Source organism: Pseudomonas sp. LBUM1647 (assembly GCF_059716175.1).
The window spans coordinates 1,704,510-1,725,844 of record NZ_CP166809.1; the positions used below are offsets into that span (position 1 = coordinate 1,704,510).

22 protein-coding genes are annotated in these 21,335 nt (G+C 59.6%); all 22 read left to right on the forward strand.

Going from position 1 to position 21,335, the window contains the following annotated elements:
- The first annotated feature begins 176 nt into the window (after nt 1-176).
- The 22 genes from acpP (at nt 177) to ACA059_RS07820 (ending at nt 21,324) form a co-directional block, all read left to right on the forward strand.
- Nucleotides 177-413, forward strand: coding sequence for an acyl carrier protein (gene acpP, locus ACA059_RS07715; RefSeq protein ID WP_003442511.1), 237 nt, complete (start codon nt 177-179; stop codon nt 411-413).
- 108 nt (nt 414-521) lie between these two features.
- Nucleotides 522-1,766, forward strand: coding sequence for a beta-ketoacyl-ACP synthase II (gene fabF, locus ACA059_RS07720; RefSeq protein ID WP_010461853.1), 1,245 nt, complete (start codon nt 522-524; stop codon nt 1,764-1,766).
- Nucleotides 1,766-2,581 carry an aminodeoxychorismate lyase gene (gene pabC, locus ACA059_RS07725; RefSeq protein ID WP_497633308.1) on the forward strand — a complete coding sequence of 272 codons (816 nt, stop codon included), beginning with the start codon at nt 1,766-1,768 and terminating at the stop codon, nt 2,579-2,581. Before fabF ends, pabC begins: the two co-directional genes overlap by 1 nt.
- A gap of 3 nt (nt 2,582-2,584) precedes the next feature.
- Complete coding sequence (gene mltG, locus ACA059_RS07730) at nt 2,585-3,850, forward strand: endolytic transglycosylase MltG (RefSeq protein ID WP_497633309.1); 1,266 nt, start codon at nt 2,585-2,587, stop codon at nt 3,848-3,850.
- Nucleotides 3,851-3,869: 19 nt separating this feature from the next.
- A complete protein-coding gene (gene tmk / locus ACA059_RS07735) occupies nt 3,870-4,502 on the forward strand; it encodes a dTMP kinase (protein WP_123364800.1) in 633 nt (210 codons plus the stop codon).
- Nucleotides 4,495-5,484, forward strand: coding sequence for a DNA polymerase III subunit delta' (locus tag ACA059_RS07740; protein ID WP_497633310.1), 990 nt, complete (start codon nt 4,495-4,497; stop codon nt 5,482-5,484). The genes tmk and ACA059_RS07740 overlap by 8 nt, the downstream gene beginning before the upstream one ends.
- Before the next feature lie 83 nt (nt 5,485-5,567).
- Entirely contained in the window at nt 5,568-5,924 is a 357-nt protein-coding gene (locus ACA059_RS07745) for a PilZ domain-containing protein (RefSeq protein WP_033056958.1), read from the forward strand.
- Between the two features lie 14 nt (nt 5,925-5,938).
- A complete protein-coding gene (locus tag ACA059_RS07750) occupies nt 5,939-6,724 on the forward strand; it encodes a TatD family hydrolase (protein WP_497633311.1) in 786 nt (261 codons plus the stop codon).
- Nucleotides 6,725-7,066: 342 nt separating this feature from the next.
- A complete protein-coding gene (locus ACA059_RS07755) occupies nt 7,067-7,705 on the forward strand; it encodes a TetR/AcrR family transcriptional regulator (protein WP_497633312.1) in 639 nt (212 codons plus the stop codon).
- A gap of 142 nt (nt 7,706-7,847) precedes the next feature.
- Nucleotides 7,848-8,816 carry a GTP 3',8-cyclase MoaA gene (locus ACA059_RS07760; protein ID WP_497633313.1) on the forward strand — a complete coding sequence of 323 codons (969 nt, stop codon included), beginning with the start codon at nt 7,848-7,850 and terminating at the stop codon, nt 8,814-8,816.
- Nucleotides 8,817-8,983: 167 nt separating this feature from the next.
- Complete coding sequence (locus tag ACA059_RS07765; RefSeq protein ID WP_497633314.1) at nt 8,984-9,592, forward strand: DUF4823 domain-containing protein; 609 nt, start codon at nt 8,984-8,986, stop codon at nt 9,590-9,592.
- A 17-nt stretch (nt 9,593-9,609) separates the two neighbouring features.
- The gene (locus ACA059_RS07770) at nt 9,610-10,170 is read left to right on the forward strand and encodes a DUF1285 domain-containing protein (protein WP_497633315.1); all 561 of its coding nucleotides are present in this window, start codon (nt 9,610-9,612) and stop codon (nt 10,168-10,170) included.
- A gap of 142 nt (nt 10,171-10,312) precedes the next feature.
- Nucleotides 10,313-11,029, forward strand: a complete 717-nt coding sequence (locus tag ACA059_RS07775) for a FadR/GntR family transcriptional regulator (RefSeq protein ID WP_046049087.1) — start codon at nt 10,313-10,315, stop codon at nt 11,027-11,029.
- A 146-nt stretch (nt 11,030-11,175) separates the two neighbouring features.
- The gene (locus ACA059_RS07780; RefSeq protein ID WP_497633316.1) at nt 11,176-12,051 is read left to right on the forward strand and encodes an SMP-30/gluconolactonase/LRE family protein; all 876 of its coding nucleotides are present in this window, start codon (nt 11,176-11,178) and stop codon (nt 12,049-12,051) included.
- Nucleotides 12,052-12,249: 198 nt separating this feature from the next.
- Nucleotides 12,250-13,068 carry an SDR family oxidoreductase gene (locus ACA059_RS07785; protein ID WP_497633317.1) on the forward strand — a complete coding sequence of 273 codons (819 nt, stop codon included), beginning with the start codon at nt 12,250-12,252 and terminating at the stop codon, nt 13,066-13,068.
- A 122-nt stretch (nt 13,069-13,190) separates the two neighbouring features.
- On the forward strand, nt 13,191-14,195 hold the full coding sequence (locus tag ACA059_RS07790) for a substrate-binding domain-containing protein (RefSeq protein WP_497633318.1): 1,005 nt from the start codon (nt 13,191-13,193) through the stop codon (nt 14,193-14,195).
- A 65-nt stretch (nt 14,196-14,260) separates the two neighbouring features.
- Nucleotides 14,261-15,805, forward strand: a complete 1,545-nt coding sequence (gene araG / locus ACA059_RS07795; protein ID WP_033056976.1) for an L-arabinose ABC transporter ATP-binding protein AraG — start codon at nt 14,261-14,263, stop codon at nt 15,803-15,805.
- Between the two features lie 9 nt (nt 15,806-15,814).
- Nucleotides 15,815-16,783 (forward strand): L-arabinose ABC transporter permease AraH, encoded by a 969-nt coding sequence (araH, locus tag ACA059_RS07800; protein ID WP_033056977.1) that lies wholly within the window; start codon nt 15,815-15,817, stop codon nt 16,781-16,783.
- A gap of 264 nt (nt 16,784-17,047) precedes the next feature.
- Nucleotides 17,048-17,761 (forward strand): GntR family transcriptional regulator, encoded by a 714-nt coding sequence (locus tag ACA059_RS07805; protein ID WP_008152295.1) that lies wholly within the window; start codon nt 17,048-17,050, stop codon nt 17,759-17,761.
- Complete coding sequence (locus ACA059_RS07810) at nt 17,758-18,756, forward strand: ADP-ribosylglycohydrolase family protein (protein ID WP_497633319.1); 999 nt, start codon at nt 17,758-17,760, stop codon at nt 18,754-18,756. The genes ACA059_RS07805 and ACA059_RS07810 overlap by 4 nt, the downstream gene beginning before the upstream one ends.
- A 179-nt stretch (nt 18,757-18,935) precedes the next feature.
- A complete protein-coding gene (locus ACA059_RS07815; protein ID WP_497633320.1) occupies nt 18,936-20,402 on the forward strand; it encodes a purine-cytosine permease family protein in 1,467 nt (488 codons plus the stop codon).
- A complete protein-coding gene (locus ACA059_RS07820; RefSeq protein ID WP_497633321.1) occupies nt 20,395-21,324 on the forward strand; it encodes a PfkB family carbohydrate kinase in 930 nt (309 codons plus the stop codon). Before ACA059_RS07815 ends, ACA059_RS07820 begins: the two co-directional genes overlap by 8 nt.
- Nucleotides 21,325-21,335 lie beyond the last annotated feature (11 nt).

Here is a 21,335-nt window from a genome sequence, read left to right on the forward strand (position 1 = left end):
TCAAAAAAATGTCATACGAGCTGTCTAAAATCCGTTATAAAGCTGCAATCTATTTATAGGCAGAGGGTCGTCGGGTTTGAGGAGTGAAGCTTTCAGTTGAAAAACTGAAAAGTCTTTCTATACACTTACCCACTGGCCAGCTGCCTGAATTTGTCCATTAGGAGTGAAAACAAGGTATGAGCACCATCGAAGAGCGCGTCAAGAAAATCGTTGCTGAGCAACTGGGCGTTAAAGAAGAAGAAGTGGTCAACACTGCTTCCTTCGTTGAAGACCTGGGTGCCGACTCCCTTGACACCGTTGAGCTGGTGATGGCTCTGGAAGAGGAATTCGAGACCGAAATCCCTGACGAAGAAGCTGAGAAAATCACTACTGTACAAGCCGCAATCGATTACGTTACTAACCACCAGGCTTAATAGCTTGTAATCGTTGCTTGCTGTCATGGAAAAACCGCACTGCCATCACGGCGTGCGGTTTTTTCTTTAGGCCTGATGCAAAGTCGTCATTTGAAAAAGGAGAGTGCTGTGTCGCGTAGACGCGTCGTAGTCACCGGTATGGGTATGTTGTCGCCACTGGGCACGGATGTGCCGAGCAGTTGGCAGGGCATTCTGGCTGGCCGCAGTGGCATTGGTCTGATCGAACACACCGACCTTTCTGCCTATTCCACCCGTTTTGGCGGCTCGGTAAAGGGCTTCAATGTCGAGGAATACCTGTCGGTCAAGGAAGCTCGCAAGCTCGACCTGTTCATTCAATACGGTTTGGCCGCAGGTTTTCAGGCAGTTCGTAACGCCGGTCTGGAAGTCACCGACGCCAACCGTGAGCGCATCGGTGTGGCCATGGGGTCGGGTATTGGCGGACTGACCAATATCGAAGAAACCAGCCGCACGCTGCATGATTCCGGCCCACGACGGATTTCTCCGTTTTTCGTGCCTGGCTCGATCATCAATATGATTTCCGGTTTCCTGTCCATCCATCTGGGTGCACAGGGACCTAACTACGCCATCGCCACCGCGTGTACCACCGGTACGCACTGCATCGGCATGGCGGCACGCAACATCATGTACGACGAAGCCGACGTGATGATTGCCGGCGGCGCTGAAATGGCAGCTTGCGGTCTGGGCATGGGCGGCTTCGGTGCCTCCCGCGCACTGTCGACCCGCAACGACGAACCGACCCGTGCCAGCCGTCCGTGGGACAAGGGCCGTGATGGCTTCGTGCTGTCCGACGGTGCCGGCGCTCTGGTTCTGGAAGAACTGGAACACGCCAAGGCCCGTGGCGCGACCATCTACGCCGAGCTGATCGGCTTTGGCACCAGTGGCGATGCCTACCATATGACTTCGCCTCCTGCCGACGGCGCCGGTGCTGCACGTTGCATCACCAATGCCCTGCGCGACGCCAAGATCAATGGCGACCAGGTCCAGTACATCAACGCCCACGGCACTTCGACCTCGGCCGGCGACCTCGCCGAAGCCTGTGCGATCAAGTCGGTGTTTGGCGATCACGCTTACAAGCTGGCGGTCAGTTCGACCAAGTCCATGACCGGTCACCTGTTGGGTGCGGCGGGCGCGGTCGAGGCGATCTTCAGTGTGCTGGCGATCAACAGTCAGGTAGCGCCGCCGACCATCAACCTTGATGAGCCGGACGAAGGTTGCGACCTCGATTTCGTACCGCATACCGCGCGCAATATGGATATCGATGTGGTGTTGTCCAACTCCTTCGGGTTTGGCGGTACCAACGGCTCGCTGGTGTTCCGCCGGTTCGCTGACTGATGGACAGCTGGGTCGACGGTCAGCCGGCTGACGCTTTGTCGCTGAAGGATCGCGGCCTGGCTTACGGTGATGGTCTGTTCGAGACCATTGCCGTGCGCAACGGCGCTCCGGTGTTGCTGGATCGGCATCTGGTGCGTTTGGTCAAAGGTTGCCATCGGTTGGCAATTAATCTCGATCATGCGGCTGTCTGCACAGAGTTACTGACCTATGCCCAAGCGTTGGGCGAAGGTGTGCTCAAACTCATCGTCACGCGTGGCGAGAGCGCGCGCGGTTATGCGTCCGATCCTTCGGCTCAGGCGCGACGCATCATGCTGGGCAACCCACCTGCGGTTTATCCTGCTGCCAATGCGGAGCAGGGCGTTCGCCTCTTTCCCTGTGCGACGCGGCTTTCCAAGCAGCCTCTGCTCGCCGGGCTCAAACACCTGAACCGTCTTGAGCAGGTCATCGCCCGCTCCGAATGGCAAGACACCGATCATGCCGAAGGCTTGATGCTCGATCAGGCCGGGCGCGTCATTGAAGGCGTGTTCAGCAATCTGTTCCTGATTCGCGATGGCGTACTGATCACAGCTGATTTGAAGCGCTGTGGCGTTGCCGGCGTGATGCGTGCCGAATTATTGTTTCAAGCCGAGTCATTGGGGATCCCCACACAAATCACCGACATCACCCTCGATCAGCTGCAATGGGCTGATGAAGTCTTTGTCTGCAACAGCGTGTATGGCGTTTGGCCGGTGCGCGACTATGCCGCACTGAGCTGGCCGGTTGGTCCGCTCACCCGTAAACTCCAAACCATTGCCCGCGCGCTACTGGATGCTTGATACGTGAGACGTAAATTCTTGCTGTTGCTGGAAACCGGATTGGTTTTGGCAGGGCTGTGTCTGGGCGCTTCCGCCTGGAAAATCCATTCGGCGCTGGAACAGCCGCTGAACATCACTCAGGAAGAACTGCTGGAGGTGCCAAAAGGCACGACACCGACCCGCACCTTCTATCGACTCGAAGCCGATGGCGTCATCAAGGATGCTTTCTGGTTGCGTGTGTATTGGCGCTTCAATCTTGCCAAACAACCGTTGCACAAGGGCGAATACCGCATGCAGCCCGGCATGACCGTCGAAGGCCTGATTGACCTGTGGAAGCGCGGGGAAATGGTTCAGTACAGCCTGACCCTGGTCGAGGGCTGGAATTTCCATCAGGTCCGCGCTGCTCTGGCCAAGGATGAAAAACTCGAAAAGACCCTCGACGGTTTGAGTGATAGCGAGGTGATGGACAAACTCGGCCACAGCGGGATTTTTCCGGAAGGGCGATTCTTCCCTGACACCTATCGCTTCGTGCGCGGCATGACCGATGTCGAGCTGCTGAAAAAAGCCTACGACCGCCTCGACGAAGTCCTTGCCAAGGAGTGGAGCCAGCGGGCCGCTGATGTGCCGTACACCGAACCCTATCAGGCGCTGATCATGGCCTCGCTGGTGGAGAAGGAAACCGGCGTGCCGCAGGAGCGCGGGCAAATCGCTGGCGTGTTCGTGCGTCGCATGGAAATGGGCATGCTGCTGCAGACCGATCCGACCGTGATCTACGGCCTCGGTGATCGTTACACCGGCAAATTGACTCGTGCTCATCTCAAGGAAGCGACGCCGTACAACACCTACATGATTTCGGGACTGCCGCCGACCCCGATCGCCATGGTCGGCCGCGAAGCGATTCATGCAGCGCTGAATCCGGTGGCTGGCAATAGCCTCTATTTCGTTGCTCGTGGTGATGGCAGCCACGTGTTCTCCGATGATCTGGACGCGCACAATAACGCTGTGCGTGAGTTCCAGATCAAGCGCCGTGCCGACTACCGCTCCAGCCCCGCGCCCACCACGGCGCCAGAGGCGACGGATGAGCAGGCACCGATTCCGGCTGCTTCGCCCGACACAGCCCCCGAGGCTTTGCCGCAAGTGCCACCGCAGGAGCCTGCTCAGGCGGCGCCACCAGAACCGCAAGCGCCTGACCCGTCGCCATCACCGGAGCCGGCGCAAGAACCCGCTCAAGAACCCGCAGCCGCACCCGCGCCCGAATCGGATGCAACCGCTCCGCAAAGCCCGCAATGACTCTGACTAAGGACTGCCTGTGACTGGCTTGTTTATTACCCTGGAAGGCCCGGAAGGGGCCGGCAAGAGCACCAATCGCGAATACCTGGCCGAGCGCTTGCGCGCCGCTGGTATCGAGGTCGTGCTGACTCGCGAACCAGGCGGTACGCCGTTGGCCGAGCGGATCCGCGAAGTGCTGCTGGCGCCGGTTGACGAAGTCATGAACCCCGACACCGAGTTGCTGTTGGTGTTCGCCGCGCGAGCCCAGCATCTGGCCGAGGTGATTCGCCCGGCACTGGCCCGCGGTGCGGTGGTCCTGTGTGATCGCTTTACCGATTCGACCTATGCCTATCAGGGGGGCGGTCGAGGCCTGTCGCTGGAGCGCATCGCGACTCTGGAAGCCTTCGTCCAGGGCGATTTGCGCCCGGACCTGACGTTGATTTTCGATCTGCCGGTGGAAGTGGGCCTGGCCCGCGCCAGCGCTCGCGGTCGTCTGGATCGCTTCGAACTCGAAGGCCGAACCTTTTTTGATGCGGTGCGCAGTGCTTTCCTCAAGCGTGCTGAAGCGGATCCTGCGCGTTATGTCCTGGTCGATGCCGCCCAGCCGCTGGCGCAGGTTCAGCAGTCACTGGATGCCTTGCTGCCACGTCTGCTGGAGTTGACCCGTGGCTGAAGCCTATCCGTGGCAGGACAGTCTCTGGCAGCAGTTGGCCGGTCGCAAGCAACATGCTCACGCCTATCTGCTCCATGGCCCCGCCGGGATCGGCAAGCGCGCGCTGGCCGAGCGCTTGATGGCCAGTTTGCTGTGCCAGCGTCCGAGTGCCGCCCACGATGCTTGTGGCGAATGCAAATCCTGTCTGTTGCTCAAGGCCGGCAGTCACCCTGACAACTACATTCTGGAACCGGAAGAAGCCGATAAGGCGATCAAGGTCGATCAGGTTCGTGATCTGGTCAGCTTCGTGGTTCAGACCGCTCAGATGGGCGGTCGCAAAGTGGTGCTGATCGAACCGGCGGAGTCGATGAACGTCAACGCCGCCAACGCCTTGCTCAAAAGTCTTGAAGAACCTTCCGGCGATACCGTTTTGCTGTTGGTCAGCCACCAGACCAGTCGTCTGTTGCCGACCATCAAGAGCCGCTGTGTGCAGCAGGCTTGTCCATTGCCGAGCGAAGCCATGAGTCTTGCGTGGCTGGCGAAGGCTTTGCCGGACTGCGCGGAAGAAGAACGCGTCGAACTGCTGACCCTGGCCGCCGGTTCGCCACTGGCCGCCGTCAACTTGCAGGCCCAGGGCGTGCGTGAGCAACGGGCGCTGGTGGTCGATGGCGTGAAGAAGTTGCTCAAGCAGCAACAGTCACCGACGCAACTGGCCGAAGGCTGGAATGCGATTCCGCTGTTGCTGTTGTTCGACTGGTTCTGCGACTGGTCGAGCCTGATACTGCGCTATCAGCTGACTCAGGACGAAGAAGGCCTGGGACTGACGGACATGCGCAAGGTGATTCAGTACCTGGCGCAGAAAGCTGGCCAGGACAAAGTCCTGAATATTCAGGACTGGATCCTTGCCCAGCGCCAGAAAGTGATGAGCAAAGCCAACCTCAATCGGGTGTTGTTGCTGGAGGCGCTGTTGGTGCAATGGGTGGGTTTGCCTACCCAGAAGTGACCGTCTGTGCTTAGTATCCTGTCTCGCAAATACTGTTTGTGACACGGGACACTAGACACTGAGCATCAGCAACGGAGGTCAGCATGAATGAACTCGTCAATCCGGGGCCGCGCAACGGCATTTTGTCCCTGACGATCAAGGACAAGTCCGTGCTTTACGCGGCCTACATGCCGTTCATCAAGAACGGTGGCCTGTTTATCCCGACCAACAAGAGTTACAAGTTGGGCGATGAGGTATTCATGCTGTTGAACCTGATGGACGAGCCGGAGAAGATTCCGGTCGCCGGCAAGGTCACCTGGATCACCCCAAAAGGTGCGCAGGGCAACCGGGCCGCCGGGGTCGGCGTACAATTCAACGATGGCGACAATACCGCGCGCAGTCGAATCGAAACCCATCTGGCCGGAGCCCTGAAGTCCGACCGTCCCACTCATACGATGTAAGTTGCAGCCCTTTTATGCTCGTAGATTCCCATTGCCACCTTGATCGCCTCGACCTCGCCGCCCACGACGGCTCTCTGGATGCTGCACTTGATGCGGCCCGTCTGCGCGGGGTAGGGCACTTTCTGTGTATCGGCGTCAGCGTCGAGAATGCCGCCGACGTCAAAGCCCTGGCCGAGCGTTACAACGACGTCGACTGTTCGGTTGGCGTGCATCCGCTGGATGTGCAACCAGGCGCCGCGCCAGCACTGGATTGGCTGTTGCGCGAACTCAACCACCCGCGTGTGGTGGCGATCGGTGAAACCGGTCTGGATTACCACTACGAGCCGGAAGCAGCGGAGTTGCAGCAGGAGTCGTTTCGCCTGCATCTGCAAGCGGCACAGCACACGGGCAAACCGGTGATCATCCACACCCGTGGTGCCCGTGCCGATACGTTGAACCTGTTGCGCGAAGCGGCGCTGCCCCAGGCTGGCGTTCTGCATTGTTTCACCGAAGACTGGGACATGGCCAAAGCGGCGCTGGACATGGGGTATTACATTTCCTTGTCCGGGATTGTCACTTTCCGCAATGCCGACGCTCTGCGTGACGTCGCCAGTAAAGTGCCGGCTGACCGATTGCTGGTGGAAACCGACTCGCCTTACCTGGCGCCAATCCCTCATCGCGGCAAGCCGAACCTGCCGCAGTACGTGCGCGACGTTGCGGAATTTCTGGCAATGTTGCGAGGTGAGCCCTACGAGCGGTTTGCCGAGCAAACCACCGAGAATTTCAAGCGACTGTTTCCGCTGGCGCACGTGAAAGGTTAAATCGCAGGCAAAAAAAACCCGGGTTCTGGGGGGTGAATCCGGGTTAAGACCATTAGGAGTAAAACAAAGGCACGCGGTCCGTTGGTACCTATATCGGCGCAACACTTGGGGGAGATGTCCCGCCGACATTTGAAGTATTGATCAGTATTGCGCCGAGTCCAGTTTACCGGCGCCGGTTTTTAAACAAATTTGGAATACGGGCGCTTCGGTTGAGTTCTCATTAATCTGCGAGGCTGCCGGAATTCATCAAGAAACACATATATGGTCGGATGATCCGTGCATTTTTGCGCAAGTTAGGCATAATACGCGGCTTCGAATTTTGACCCCTACAGACCTTTTCTTATGCACAAAGAACCTCGTAAGGTCCGTGAGTTTCGTCGCCGCGAGCAAGAAATTCTCGATACCGCGCTCAAGCTGTTCCTCGATCAAGGTGAAGACAGTGTCACCGTCGAGATGATTGCTGATGCCGTCGGTATCGGCAAAGGCACGATCTACAAGCACTTCAAATCCAAGGCCGAGATCTATCTGCGCCTGATGCTCGATTACGAGCGCGATTTGAACGAGCTGTTGCATTCGGCCGATGTCGACAAGGACAAGGAGGCCCTGTCCCGGGCCTACTTCGAATTCCGCATGCGCGACCCTCAACGCTATCGGTTGTTCGATCGCCTGGAAGAAAAGGTGGTCAAGGGCAATCAGGTGCCGGAGATGGTCGAGGAGCTGCACAAGATTCGCGCCTCGAACTTCGAACGCCTGACCCTGCTGATCAAGGGCCGGATCAGCGAAGGCAAGCTCGAAGATGTGCCGCCTTATTTTCATTACTGCGCATCCTGGGCGCTGGTGCACGGCGCCGTGGCGCTGTATCACTCGCCGTTCTGGAGCAATGTGCTGGAAGATCAGGAAGGTTTCTTCCAATTCCTGATGGACATCGGCGTACGCATGGGCAACAAGCGCAAGCGCGATAGCGACACCCCGAACAGCTGAGTCCATACAGTTCGCCTTATCGCGCCGTGATATTCACACCATGGCGCAGTACCGCAGGAATATACTCAGGCATAGGACTTGCTAAAACTTGATTTGTGAGTCAAGTTTTAGCGGTCCGAATATTCTTCCGCCGGAGTAATCCATGATCGTTGACCGTCAAGGCAGGCGTTTTCGCAATTTGCGAATCAGTCTGACTTCAGCCTGCAATTACGCTTGTACCTACTGCGTGCCCAACGGCAAGCGGTTGGTCGCTGCGCAGGATGAATTGTCGGCCGAGGCCATGGCGCGTGGCGTGGCCTATCTGATTGAAGCAGCGGGCATTGAGCGTTTGCGCATCACCGGCGGCGAGCCGCTGGTCAGCCCCAAACTCGAAACCTTCATGACCGCTGTCGGGCAGATGGGCCTGGCGGATATCAGCCTGACCACCAATGGTCAGCTGCTGACGAAAAAGCTGCCACTGCTGGTGGACGCCGGCATTCGTCGCATCAACGTTTCCCTCGATACCCTGGATGCCAGCGCCTTTCGCAGCATTGCCCGTGGCGGCGATCTAGCGACGGTGCTCGACGGTATGGATCAGGCCAGCGCCGCCGGCCTGAAGATCAAGGTCAATATGGTGCCGCTGCGTGGGCAGAACCTCGATCAAGTGATGCCACTACTCGATTACTGTCTGGAGCGCGGCTATGAGCTTCGCTTCATCGAGTTGATGCGCATGGGCCATCTGGCCAGCGATTCCAATGCTTTCCTGCAACAGTTTGTCAGCCTGCAGCAGTTGCTCAGCTTGATCGGCGAGCGCTACGAGTACCTTCAGGCCGATGCGCCGGTAGACGCCACCGCCGTGCGTTACGAGATTCCGGGGCAGGGCTACTTCGGCGTTATCGCCAACGAAAGCGTCCCTTTCTGCCGCACCTGTTCGCGGCTGCGTCTGTCCTCCACGGGCTGGCTGCACGGCTGCCTGTCGTCGAGCAACCGCCACTATGTCGGCGATCTGCTGGACAAACCCCGGCATCAAGCCTTGCCCGCCTTGCAGAGACTCTTGGTGAAAGCCTTGGGTGATAAGCAGGAAGTGGCATTTTCCGGTGGCGCGACCATCATGAAAATCATCGGCGGCTGAGCTGGCCTCATCGCGAGCAAGCTCGCTCCCACAGGTCCTGTGCCAACCCTGTGGGAGCGAGCCTGCTCGCGATGCGATCTGTGAGGCGCTGCTGATCCCGAGCTGGCGCGGAAGCTGCATCCAATGGCCATTCGCCGGTTTTCCGTCACCGGCCTCTGGAGGGTAGGATGCGTAGCCTGGTTTTGCTGCTGGCCGTTTTGGTGCTTGGTGGCTGCATGAATGTCAGCGATCTGGCTGAAGGGACTCGCTACCACATGAGCGACGCGGGGTTGCTCGACCATAGCGACAGCCGCCGTGTGAATAACCTGCGCATCCAACCGGACTCATTCGTCTATATCGCCCAGGGCGCTTTTGTGCCGCCAGGCAGCACTGTCTACCCACGACCTAACGTGATCGCCGAAGTCGCCTTCGATGGCTTTGTCGAATACTTTCCCATGGTCCGCCGCGCCCGTGCCCCGGAAGGTCTTGATCAAGCCATGGGCGAAGCCCGTGCCGCCGGTGCCCATTACCTGCTCTATACCCGGTTCGCCAAGTCTGATGACCGTATCGGCAACTCGGACGAGTGGCTCGATCAGGAAGCCCTGGATCGCCTCGGTATCGATGGCGGCGTGATTCAGATCATGTTGATCGAGACCAGCACCCAGTATTTGATTGATACTGCACGCATCAAGAGTCGTGGCGGTTTACTGACGTTCCACGACAAAAAGCCAGAAGACCTGATGGGCCCGCCGCTGGAACAATACGCGCGCAGCCTGCTGGGGCTCAGCGACCAGTAATTCAAAAGGAGAACGCCATGAGTGGCCCGCAAAAAGCCAACGATCTGTTGGGGCAAATCCCCAAAACCAAAGGCTTGCCGCCGGTCCACCTGTGGAACCCCGATTTCTGCGGCGACATCGACATGCGCATCGCCCGTGACGGCACCTGGTATTACCTGGGCACGCCGATCGGGCGCAAGCCGATGGTCAAGCTGTTCTCCACCATCATTCGCCGCGATGGTGACGATTACTTCCTCATTACCCCGGTCGAGAAAGTCGGCATCAAGGTCGACGATGCACCCTTCGTGGCGATTGCCGTGGAGGTCGAAGGCGAGGGTGAATCCCAGGTCCTGCGCTTCACCACCAATGTTGACGAGACCGCCGAGGCCGGCAGCGAACACCCCATGCGTGTGGTGATCGACCCGGTCACGCAGGAACCTGCGCCCTACGTGCATGTGCGCACCAACCTCGAAGCCCTGATCCACCGCAACGTGTTCTACCAACTGGTGGAGCTGGCCGTCACCCGCGAGATCGACGGACAGCGCTGGCTGGGTGTGTGGAGCGGCGGCGAGTTTTTCCCTATCGGGCTTGAGCCGTAATCGGTAAAAAATGTGGGAGCAAGCTCACTCCCACATTTGTTTTGTATTGGCTCTAAAAATTCAAATTGACACTCAATCGTATGATGATTAGCGTGGACACCCATCGCGAACGGCTTTGTGCCGTCCCTGAATTGAGGTGTCCATGTCCAGCAGTTTTCATGCGTCGACGGTCGATTGGCTGGGTTGCTGGATCGCCACGGGGCAGGTCAAGCCGGGTGAGACGCTAAAGGTCGAAGCCGACCTGGGCGAACAACTCGGTGTCAGCCGCACCGTTATCCGCGAAGCCATCAAAACCCTGGTCGCCAAGGGCATGCTCGAAGTCGGGCCGAAGGTCGGCACGCGGGTGTTGCCGGTGCGCCGCTGGAACCTCTTCGATCCACAAGTCGTAGGCTGGCTGTCACGCAGCGGCTTGCCGGAAAACTTCGTCGACGACTTGCTCGACCTGCGCCGCACCATCGAACCCATGGCCGTGCGCTGGGCTTGCGAGCGCGCTACCGTCGAGCAGGTTCACGCCATCCTTCAGGCTTACAACGCCTTGGAACGGGCAGTGGACAGCGGCGTCGATTACAACCGTGCCGATCAGTTCTTCCACGAGTGCATCCTCGCTGCCAGCCACAATCAATTCATCGAACAAATGGTCCCGGCCCTTGGCGCGCTGTTGGCGGTGTCTTTTGAAGTGTCCGCCGCCGACCCGGACGAACTGCGCCGCACGCTACCGATTCACAAAGACATGGCCGAGGCCATCGCCGCCCGGGATGCCGCGCGAGGTGTCTGGGCCTGCATGACCCTGATCGATAACGCCGACCTGGCCATCAAGCGCTTCTACCCGCAAGTCATGGCTGACAAAAAGGCCAGTTGATCACACAAATCCCCTGTGGGAGCGAGCTTGCTCCGGGCGGCGTTCCGACGATGGGGTCATTACATTCAACATCAATGTTGCCTGTTATACCGCCATCGCGAGCAAGCTCGCTCCCACATAAAAACAAGAACAATGCAGGAGGTTTCATGACGTGGACTGCGGTTACCGAACACCGGGCACGACTGGGTGAGGGCCCATTCTGGGACGCGCCAACCCAGGCGCTGTACTGGGTTGATATCGCCGGTCGACAGGCGCTGCGGCTGATTGGCGCCAACGTGCAGATCTGGCAGATGCCCGAGCATGTGTCCGCCTTCATCCCCTGCGAAAGCGGCGATGCGCTGGTGACGTTGAACAGCGGTGTGTATCGACTCGATCTGGATTCCCCGGGCCTGGAGCCGCGACTGACCTTGCTCTGCGTCGCCGATCCGCAACGCGGCAATCGCGCCAATGAAGCCCGCTGCGATGCTCAGGGCCGGCTCTGGCTCGGCACCATGCAGAACAACATCGGCGAGCAGGGCGAAGACGTGCCCATCGTGCGGCGTTCCGGTGGCCTGTTTCGCATCGATCGCGATGCTCGGGTCACGCCGTTGCTTCGAGGGTTGGGCATCCCGAACACGTTGCTGTGGAGCGACGACGCGACCACCGTGTATTTCGCCGACAGCCTCGACAGCACGCTCTACCAGTACTTCATCCGCACCGACGGCAACCTCGACCCGGCCCAGGTCTGGTTTGGGCCCCATGAACGTGGCGGCCCTGATGGCTCGGCGATGGATGCCGAAGGTTACATCTGGAACGCCCGTTGGGATGGTAGTTGTCTGCTCAGGCTGACCCCGGACGGGCAGGTTGATCGCGTGATCGAACTGCCAATCAGCCGCCCCACCAGTTGCGTATTCGGCGGTGAAGACCTCAAAACCCTTTACATCACCAGCGCCGCGAGCCCGCTCAACCATCCGTTGGACGGCGCGTTGCTGTCGATTCAAGTCGATGTGCCCGGAAAAACCTGTACTCGGTTTGCGGGATAGATCCCAAAATATGGGATGTAAAATTATATATTGAGATTATTTGGCGGTCGGGTTTATAGTCGGCTCCATCAGTTACACGCACTCACACTTAAAAAAACAAAACAGGTGAAGTGATGCAGCGATTTTCCAAAAAGCCTTTTGACCGGACATCGACAGATGCCCGGTTTTTTTCGTACCTTCAAAAAGGAGTTTTGACCCATGGCTGAACCTCTTTCCTTGCCACCGGTGCCCGAACCGCCGAAGGGTGAGCGCCTGAAAAACAAGGTCGTGCTGCTGACCGGTGCTGCTCAGGGTATCGGCGAGGCGATTGTCGCGACCTTCGCTTCCCAGCAGGCCAAGCTGATCATCAGCGATATCCAGGGTGAGAAAGTCGAAAGAGTCGCAGCTCACTGGCGCGACAAAGGCTTTGATGTTCAGGCAATCAAGGCTGACGTTTCCAACCAACAAGACCTGCACGCCATCGCCAGACTGGCGATCGAGCTGCACGGTCGGATCGATGTGCTGGTCAATTGTGCCGGGGTCAACGTGTTCCGCGATCCACTGGAAATGACCGAGGAAGACTGGCGCCGCTGCTTCGCCATCGACCTCGACGGCGCCTGGTATGGCTGCAAAGCGGTGCTGCCGCAAATGATCGAGCAGGGCATCGGCAGCATCATCAACATCGCCTCGACCCATTCCACTCACATCATTCCGGGCTGCTTCCCGTACCCGGTGGCCAAACACGGTTTGCTCGGCCTGACCCGCGCTCTGGGCATCGAGTACGCGCCGAAGGGCATTCGCGTTAACGCCATCGCGCCGGGTTACATCGAAACCCAGTTGAACGTTGATTACTGGAACGGTTTCGCCGACCCGCATGCCGAGCGTCAGCGTGCCTTCGATCTGCATCCACCGCGTCGCATCGGCCAGCCGATTGAAGTGGCCATGACCGCCGTTTTCCTGGCCAGCGATGAAGCGCCGTTCATCAATGCCTCGTGCATCACCATCGATGGTGGTCGCTCGGTCATGTACCACGACTGAGTTAATCGGGTTTCAGGCGCGGAACTACGTCTGAAATCCAATCATCATACGATATGACTATTAGCTGCACAGTTTGATTGGCTTTCAAATAACGCTCAAAAAAAATAACAAGGAGTCAGCTTATGAATCGTCGTCGTGGGATCCGTTCCCTGTGCTGTGCCGCTTTGGCGGTCACCGCGGTCAGCCTGAGCAGTTCGTTGCTGGCGGCCGAGGAAGTGAAGATCGGTTTTCTGGTCAAGCAGGCGGAAGAGCCCTGGTTCCAGACCGAATGGGCATTTGCCGAAAAGGCCGGGAAAGAGAAGGGCTTCACCGTCATCAAGATCGCCGTGCCGGACGGCGAGAAAACCCTCTCGGCCATCGACAGCCTCGCCGCCAACGGTGCCAAGGGCTTTGTGATCTGCCCGCCAGACGTATCCCTCGGCCCGGCGATCATGGCCAAGGCCAAGCTCAACGGTTTGAAAGTCATCGCTGTCGATGACCGCTTCGTCGATGCCAGCGGCAAGTTCATGGAAGACGTTCCATACCTCGGCATGGCAGCGTTCGAAGTCGGCCAGAAGCAGGGCAGCGCCATGGCCACCGAAGCGAAGAAACGTGGCTGGGAATGGAAAGACACCTACGCGGTGATCAACACCTTCAACGAACTCGACACCGGCAAGAAACGCACCGACGGTTCGGTCAAAGCGCTGGAAGACGCCGGCATGCCGAAAGACCACATTCTGTTCTCGGCGCTGAAAACCCTCGACGTACCCGGCAGCATGGACTCCACCAACTCGGCGCTGGTCAAACTGCCGAGCGCGGCGAAAAACCTGATCATCGGCGGCATGAACGACAACACCGTGCTGGGCGGCGTGCGCGCCACCGAGAGCGCCGGTTTTGCCGCGGCCAATGTGATCGGCATCGGCATCAACGGCACCGACGCCATCGGTGAATTGAAGAAGGCCAACAGCGGCTTCTTCGGCTCGATGCTGCCGAGCCCGCACATCGAGGGCTACAACACCGCGAGCATGATGTACGAGTGGGTCACCACCGGCAAAGAACCGCCGAAGTACACCGCGATGGACGACGTGACGCTGATCACTCGCGAGAACTTCAAGCAGGAACTGGAAAAGATCGGCCTCTGGAACTGAGGACCGGTTGATTTCATCGGTGGCCCTGGCGACGGGGCTGCCTGATCTGTGTGAAGAGGTGGGTTATGCACGCGCAATCAAAAACACAACAACACAATGCCGGCGGCAGCTTGCGCTTCAACGGGATCGGCAAGACCTTTCCCGGGGTGAAGGCGCTGGATGGCATCAGCTTCGTCGCCCACCCGGGGCAGGTTCACGCCTTGATGGGCGAGAACGGCGCCGGCAAATCGACCCTGCTGAAAATTCTCGGCGGTGCTTACACCCCGAGCAGCGGCGACCTGCAGATCGGCGAGCAGGCGATGGTCTTCAAGTCCACCGCCGACAGCATCGGCAGTGGCGTCGCAGTGATCCATCAAGAGCTGCACCTGGTCCCGGAAATGACCGTGGCAGAGAACCTGTTCCTCGGTCATCTGCCGGCCAGTTTCGGCCTGATCAATCGCGGCGCGTTGCGGCAACAGGCATTGGCCTGCCTCAAGGGCCTGGCCGATGAAATCGATCCGCAAGAGAAAGTCGGGCGCCTGTCCCTCGGTCAGCGGCAACTGGTGGAAATCGCCAAGGCCTTGTCCCGTGGTGCGCATGTGATCGCGTTTGATGAACCGACCAGCAGCCTCTCGGCGCGGGAGATTGATCGTTTGATGGCGATCATCGGTCGCCTGCGCGACGAAGGCAAAGTGGTGCTTTACGTCTCCCACCGCATGGAAGAGGTGTTCCGCATCTGCAACGCGGTGACGGTGTTCAAGGACGGTCGCTTTGTGCGCACGTTCGAGGACATGAGCGAACTGACTCATGACCAGCTGGTGACCTGCATGGTCGGTCGCGACATTCAGGACATCTACGATTACCGCCACCGTCAACGTGGTGCGGTGGCGCTCAAGGTCGACGGTTTGCTGGGACCTGGTTTGCGTGAGCCGGTGAGTTTCGAGGTGCACAAAGGCGAGATTCTCGGGCTATTCGGTTTGGTCGGCGCCGGTCGCACGGAGCTGTTCCGCATGCTCAGTGGCCTTGAGCGCAACACCGCCGGCCGCCTGGAATTGCGCGGTCATGAACTGAAGTTGCGTTCACCCCGCGATGCGATTGCTGCCGGGATTCTGCTGTGCCCCGAGGACCGCAAGAAAGAGGGCATCCTGCCGCTCGCCAGCGTCGCCGAGAACATCAACATCAGCGCCCGCGGCGCCCATTCCACCTTCGGCTGCCTGTTGCGTGGCCTGTGGGAGAAGGACAACGCCGACAAGCAGATCAAGGCGCTGAAAGTGAAGACCCCCAACGCGGCGCAGAAAATCATGTACCTGTCCGGCGGCAATCAGCAGAAGGCCATTCTCGGCCGCTGGCTGTCGATGCCGATGAAAGTCCTGCTGCTCGACGAACCGACTCGCGGCATCGACATCGGCGCCAAAGCCGAGATCTACCAGATCATCCACAACCTGGCCGCCAGCGGCATCGCGGTGATCGTGGTCTCCAGCGACCTGATGGAAGTGATGGGTATTTCCGACCGCATCCTGGTGCTCTGCGAAGGCGCGATGCGCGGCGAGTTGTCTCGCGCAGAGGCCAATGAATCCAACCTGCTGCAACTGGCTTTGCCGCGCCAACGCGCTGACGGCGTGGCGAACTGAGAGGTGACTATGACAATTCAAAACAACGCTTTGCCCACCCAGCGCAAACCCCTGGACCTGCGGCGCTTTCTAGATGACTGGGTGATGCTGCTGGCGGCCGTCGGGATCTTCGTGCTCTGCACCTTGCTGATCGACAACTTCCTCTCGCCGCTGAATATGCGCGGCCTTGGCCTGGCGATTTCGACGACGGGGATTGCCGCTTGCACCATGTTGTATTGCCTGGCGTCCGGGCACTTCGATTTGTCGGTGGGGTCGGTGATTGCCTGCGCCGGCGTGGTCGCAGCGGTGGTGATGCGCGACACCGACAGCGTGTTTCTCGGTGTGGTGGCGGCGCTGTTCATGGGGCTGATCGTCGGGTTGATCAACGGCATCGTGATCGCCAAGCTGCGGGTCAATGCGCTGATTACCACGCTGGCGACCATGCAGATCGTTCGCGGCCTGGCTTACATCTTCGCCAACGGCAAAGCGGTGGGCGTGTCGCAAGAGCAGTTTTTCGTCTTCGGCAATGGCCAGTTGTTGGGTGTGCCGGTGCCGATTCTGATCACCATCGTTTGCTTCCTGTTTTTCGGCTGGTTGCTGAATTACACCACCTACGGGCGCAACACCATGGCCATCGGCGGTAACCAGGAAGCGGCGCTGCTGGCCGGGGTGAACGTTGACCGGACCAAGATCATTATCTTTGCCGTGCACGGGTTGATTGGGGCGTTGGCCGGGGTGATCCTGGCTTCGCGCATGACGTCCGGACAGCCGATGATTGGCCAGGGTTTTGAGCTGACGGTGATCTCGGCGTGTGTATTGGGCGGGGTGTCGTTGAGCGGCGGGATTGGCATGATTCGGCATGTGATTGCCGGGGTGCTGATTCTGGCGATCATTGAGAATGCGATGAACCTGAAGAATATCGATACGTTTTACCAGTATGTGATTCGGGGTTCGATCCTGTTGTTGGCTGTCGTCATCGACCGATTGAAACAGCGCTGAGATCAAGATCCACCCCTCCCAACCCTCTCCCCAGTGGGGAGAGGGGAAAGGGAGCAGATCTATGTCGCTTCTAAAACCTGAGTTCGACTCGGACTTTCAGGTCGCAGTAAATCTAAAATCCCCCTCGGTCAGCCCCCTCTACCCCTTGGGGAGAGGGTTGGGGTGGATTCACCTGACACCACACGCCTCCGAACATCCCACCTCCCGTCACTTCCCCAAAATATCCCTTGCCCGCCCAACCCCGTTTCGGGTATCTCTTTGTACATGATTAGACAGGTACGATTTGACAAGAAACAACGGGTGGTCGACGAACTCATCCGGCGCATCGAAAGCGGCCTCATGGAGGACGGCTTTCTGTTGCCGGGCGAGCATCAATTGGCTCAAGAATTCAAAGTCAGCCGCGGCACGCTGCGCGAAGCCCTGGCTGAATTGAAACGGCGCAATTACATCGCGACGCAAAGCGGGGTGGGTTCCATCGTCACCTTCGACGGCGTGGTGCTCGATCAGCGCAGCGGCTGGGCCCAGGCCCTGGCTGACAGCGGGGCGCTGATCAATACCGAAGTGCTGCGGTTGGAGGCGGTCACCCGTCCCGACCTGTTGCCGCGTTTCGGCACCGACCAATTCATCACCCTTGACCGTCGCCGCCGTTCCAACGAAGGCAAGCTGGTCTCCCTTGAACGCTCATTGATGCCCGCCACCGGAGGCCTGGAAAGCCTGCCGCGGGTCGGCCTTATCGACAACTCCCTGACCATCACCCTGGCCGCCTACGGCTATATCGGCGAGCGCGGCGATCAATGGATCGGCGCCGAGCCCTTGAACGCCGAAGACGCCGAGCTGCTCGGCCGTCCGGAAGGCACGGTGTTCCTCAAGGCCTTGCGCACTACCTACGACCGGCAAAACCGCTTCATGGAGCAGGTCGAAAGCTTGCTCGATCCGGTGCATTTTCGCCTGCACCTGCAGTTTGGAGAGTCAAAATGACCGCGCTCAATCGTGCATTGGGCGCGTTCTACGGACTGGCCCTGGGCGACGCGCTGGGCATGCCGACCCAATCCCTGAGCCGTGCCGAGATCAAGGTGCGCTTCGGCGAAATTACTGACCTGGAAGACGCAGGCCCCGATCAACCGATCGCCGCCAACATGCTCAAAGGCTCGATCACCGATGACACCGAACAGGCGATTCTGGTCGGCCAATTGCTGGTTGAAGGCGAGGGTCGGATCGAACCGTCGCTGCTAGCCCAACGATTGATCGAATGGGAAGCCGCAATGCAGGCCAAGGGCTCGCAAGACTTGCTCGGCCCTTCGACCAAACGTGCCATCGAGATGATCCTCGCCGGCCACTCGCCGGAGGAGGCGGGGCGCTACGGCACCACCAATGGCGCGGCAATGCGCATCACGCCGGTCGGGATCGCGGCGGATGTCGCCAACCCTGAACGATTCATCAACGCTGTCGTGCAGGCTTGCCAAGTCACCCACAACACCACGCTGGGCATTTCCAGTGCGGCGGCGGTGGCGGCGGTGGTTTCGGCCGGTATCAACGGCATGGACCTGGGCGAGGCGTTGAACCTCGGCCAGCAGATCGCTCAGCAAGCTGAAAGCCACGGTTACTGGGTGGCTGGCGGACGCATCGCCTCGCGCATCAGCTGGGCGCGGACCATCAGTGTCGACAGCGACAAGGCATTGCTGGCGGATTTGATGTACGACGTGATCGGCACTTCGGTGGCTTCACAGGAATCGGTGGTGGTCTCGTTTACCCTGGCCCAGCAAGTGGCCATTGGTGAAATGAACGCCTTTGAAGCGCTGTGCATGGCCGCGAGCCTTGGCGGCGACACTGACACCATCGCGGCGATTCTCGGTGCCATGCTCGGCGCCTGCCTGGGGCTTGAGAGTTGGCCGGCGGCGATGATCGACAAGGTCAAAACCGTTAACGATCTGGAGTTGGAACCGTTGGTAAAAGGGCTCCTCGCCCTGCGCTGAGGTACGCATTCCCCCTGTAGGAGCTGCCGAAGGCTGCGATCTTTTGATCTTGATTTTCAGCGGCTAAAAGGCCGCCGAGATCAAAAGATCGCAGCCTTCGGCAGCTCCTACAGGGGGGGCATAGGCCTTCCGATATCTTAATTGCCCACAACCACAACAAAGGCAACAGGAGCATTCACATGAGTTCATCAAACGCCGGGCAAAGTGCCGGGCAACTGGAAACCCGTGGCATCGAACCGGTGCCGGAAGCGGAGTGCAACGGTCATCCGCTGCAGCTGTTCTGGGTCTGGTTTGCTGCCAACATCTCCATCCTCGGCTTGCCGTTGGGTGCGACCCTTGTAGCCTTTCGCGGCTTGGCGATCTGGCAGGCGATCATAGTCGCGATCCTGGGTGCCGCCGGTTCCTTCGCGGTGGTCGGGATCATCTCCATTGCCGGTCGCCGTGGTCGCGCACCGAGCCTGACGTTGTCGCGAGCGATCTTCGGTGTACGCGGCAACATCGGCCCGACCCTGGTCTCGCTGATGTCGCGTCTGGGCTGGGAAACCGTCAACACCACCACCGCCGCGTTCGTGTTGCTGTCGCTGTGCTCGATCCTGTTCGGCTCACCGGTAGAAGCCAAAAGCGCACCCGTGCTGACGTTGATCTTCATTGCGATTTTCGTACTGCTGACCCTGTCGGTGTCGGGCCTCGGTCACGCCACTTTGCTGGTGATCCAGAAGTGGGCGACCTACGTGTTCGGCGCGCTGAACATTCTGGTCGGCGGTTTCCTCTGCGCCACCATCGACTGGAGCGCGGTGTTCAATGCCACGCCGGCACCGCTGAGCGCAATGATCATCGGCGTCGGCACCATGGCTGCCGGCACCGGGATCGGTTGGGCCAACGCCGGTGCCGACATGTCGCGCTACCAGCACCGCAGCGTCAAAGCTGTGCGCCTGGTAGCGTCGGCGGCGTTCGGTGCGGGGATTCCGCTGGTGCTGCTGATCAGCCTCGGTGGCCTGCTGTCAGTGGGCAACAACGACCTGGCCTCGGCCACCGATCCGATCATCGCGATCCGCGACATGCTGCCGACCTGGATGGCCGTGCCGTACCTGATCACCGCGTTCGGCGGGTTGCTGCTGTCGAACAACCTGTCGGTGTATTCCGCCGGATTGACCACGCTGACCCTCGGCCTGAAGGTCAAACGCGTCTACGCGGTGGTGGTGGACATCGTCGCGATCTTCGCCGGCTCGATCTATTTCATGCTGATCGCCGACAGTTTCTACGGCCCGTTCATTACCTTCATTTCGCTGCTGGCCGTGCCGATCACCGCGTGGGTCGGGATCTTCGTCGTTGACCTGATCCATCGTCATTACTACAGCCCCAAAGACCTGCTGGACGTCAGCCCGAGCAGCGCTTACTGGTACAGCGGCGGTGTCGAGTGGCGCGCCTTCGGTGCGTGGGCATTGGCGATCGCGCTGGGCTTCAGCTTCACCACCATCGGTACGACCGAACAAACCGTCTGGTTCCGCGGCTTCCTGTCCGACTCCTGGCTGGGCCATAACGGCCTCGGCTGGATCGTGACGTTCCTGGTGGCGGGTGGCATTTACTTTGTACTCGGCGGCGCCAAGGATCGCCGCGCCGCGTTGACCGAGAATGCTCATGCCTAGATTGCTGCACACCGGCCAGGTCATGATCGACCTGGTCATGGCCGTGGATAAACTGCCGCATTCAGGTGGCGACGTGCTGGCGCAATCCGCCAGTTTCGAGGCTGGCGGCGGCTTCAATGTGATGGCTGCCGCCCAGCGCAATGGTTTGCCGGTGGTTTACCTCGGTCGCCACGGCACCGGCCGTTTCGGAGATCTTGCCCGTGAGGCGATGAAGGCTGAAGGCATTCGGATCGGCATCACTCACCGCGCCGAACGGGATACGGGCTTGTGTGTCGCGTTGACCGAAGCCTCGGCCGAGCGCAGTTTCATTTCCTATATCGGTGCCGAAGGTGAGCTGACGGCCGAGGATTTGGCCAGCGTGCCGGCGGAGGCGGGAGACTATGTCTACGTCAGCGGCTACAGCCTGCTGCATGGCGGCAAAGCCCAGGCGCTGGTGGATTGGGTGCTGGATTTGCCGCGAGGGATCAACGTGGTGTTCGATCCGGGTCCGCTGGTGGATTCGCCGGATGAGCCGTTGATGCAAGCCTTGCTGGCGCGTATCGATCTGTGGACCAGCAACAGTGTCGAGGCGTTGAAGTTTACCGGTGCGCCGGACATTGCCGAGGCGTTGAACCGGTTGGCCGATCATCTGCCGGCCGACGTGTTGATGGTGGTGCGTGACGGCCCGCGAGGGTGCTGGATCAGCCAGCGTGGAGACCGCCAGCATGTGCCGGGTTTCAAGGTTGAGGCGGTAGACAGCAATGGCGCGGGGGATGCGCATGCCGGGGTGTTTGTGGCCGGGTTGGCGCAAGGGTTGGTACCGGTTGACGCGGCGCGGCGGGCTAATGCGGCTGCGGCGTTGGCGGTGACTCGGTGGGGGCCGGCGACTTCGCCGGGGACTGCTGAGGTTGACGCGTTAATCCGTAAGACTTTCGGTGCCTGATCGGCCGCCAT

Coding starts and splice junctions, on each gene's coding strand:
- ACA059_RS07775 (WP_046049087.1), top strand. CDS start 10,313: ATGTCCAGCAGTTTTCATGCGTCGACGGTCGATTGGCTGGGTTGCTGG.
- ACA059_RS07780 (WP_497633316.1), top strand. CDS start 11,176: ATGACGTGGACTGCGGTTACCGAACACCGGGCACGACTGGGTGAGGGC.
- ACA059_RS07760 (WP_497633313.1), top strand. CDS start 7,848: ATGATCGTTGACCGTCAAGGCAGGCGTTTTCGCAATTTGCGAATCAGT.
- pabC (WP_497633308.1), top strand. CDS start 1,766: ATGGACAGCTGGGTCGACGGTCAGCCGGCTGACGCTTTGTCGCTGAAG.
- araG (WP_033056976.1), top strand. CDS start 14,261: ATGCACGCGCAATCAAAAACACAACAACACAATGCCGGCGGCAGCTTG.
- araH (WP_033056977.1), top strand. CDS start 15,815: ATGACAATTCAAAACAACGCTTTGCCCACCCAGCGCAAACCCCTGGAC.
- ACA059_RS07820 (WP_497633321.1), top strand. CDS start 20,395: ATGCCTAGATTGCTGCACACCGGCCAGGTCATGATCGACCTGGTCATG.
- ACA059_RS07785 (WP_497633317.1), top strand. CDS start 12,250: ATGGCTGAACCTCTTTCCTTGCCACCGGTGCCCGAACCGCCGAAGGGT.
- ACA059_RS07745 (WP_033056958.1), top strand. CDS start 5,568: ATGAATGAACTCGTCAATCCGGGGCCGCGCAACGGCATTTTGTCCCTG.
- ACA059_RS07755 (WP_497633312.1), top strand. CDS start 7,067: ATGCACAAAGAACCTCGTAAGGTCCGTGAGTTTCGTCGCCGCGAGCAA.
- ACA059_RS07805 (WP_008152295.1), top strand. CDS start 17,048: ATGATTAGACAGGTACGATTTGACAAGAAACAACGGGTGGTCGACGAA.
- acpP (WP_003442511.1), top strand. CDS start 177: ATGAGCACCATCGAAGAGCGCGTCAAGAAAATCGTTGCTGAGCAACTG.
- ACA059_RS07810 (WP_497633319.1), top strand. CDS start 17,758: ATGACCGCGCTCAATCGTGCATTGGGCGCGTTCTACGGACTGGCCCTG.
- ACA059_RS07765 (WP_497633314.1), top strand. CDS start 8,984: ATGCGTAGCCTGGTTTTGCTGCTGGCCGTTTTGGTGCTTGGTGGCTGC.
- ACA059_RS07790 (WP_497633318.1), top strand. CDS start 13,191: ATGAATCGTCGTCGTGGGATCCGTTCCCTGTGCTGTGCCGCTTTGGCG.
- ACA059_RS07750 (WP_497633311.1), top strand. CDS start 5,939: ATGCTCGTAGATTCCCATTGCCACCTTGATCGCCTCGACCTCGCCGCC.
- ACA059_RS07770 (WP_497633315.1), top strand. CDS start 9,610: ATGAGTGGCCCGCAAAAAGCCAACGATCTGTTGGGGCAAATCCCCAAA.
- ACA059_RS07815 (WP_497633320.1), top strand. CDS start 18,936: ATGAGTTCATCAAACGCCGGGCAAAGTGCCGGGCAACTGGAAACCCGT.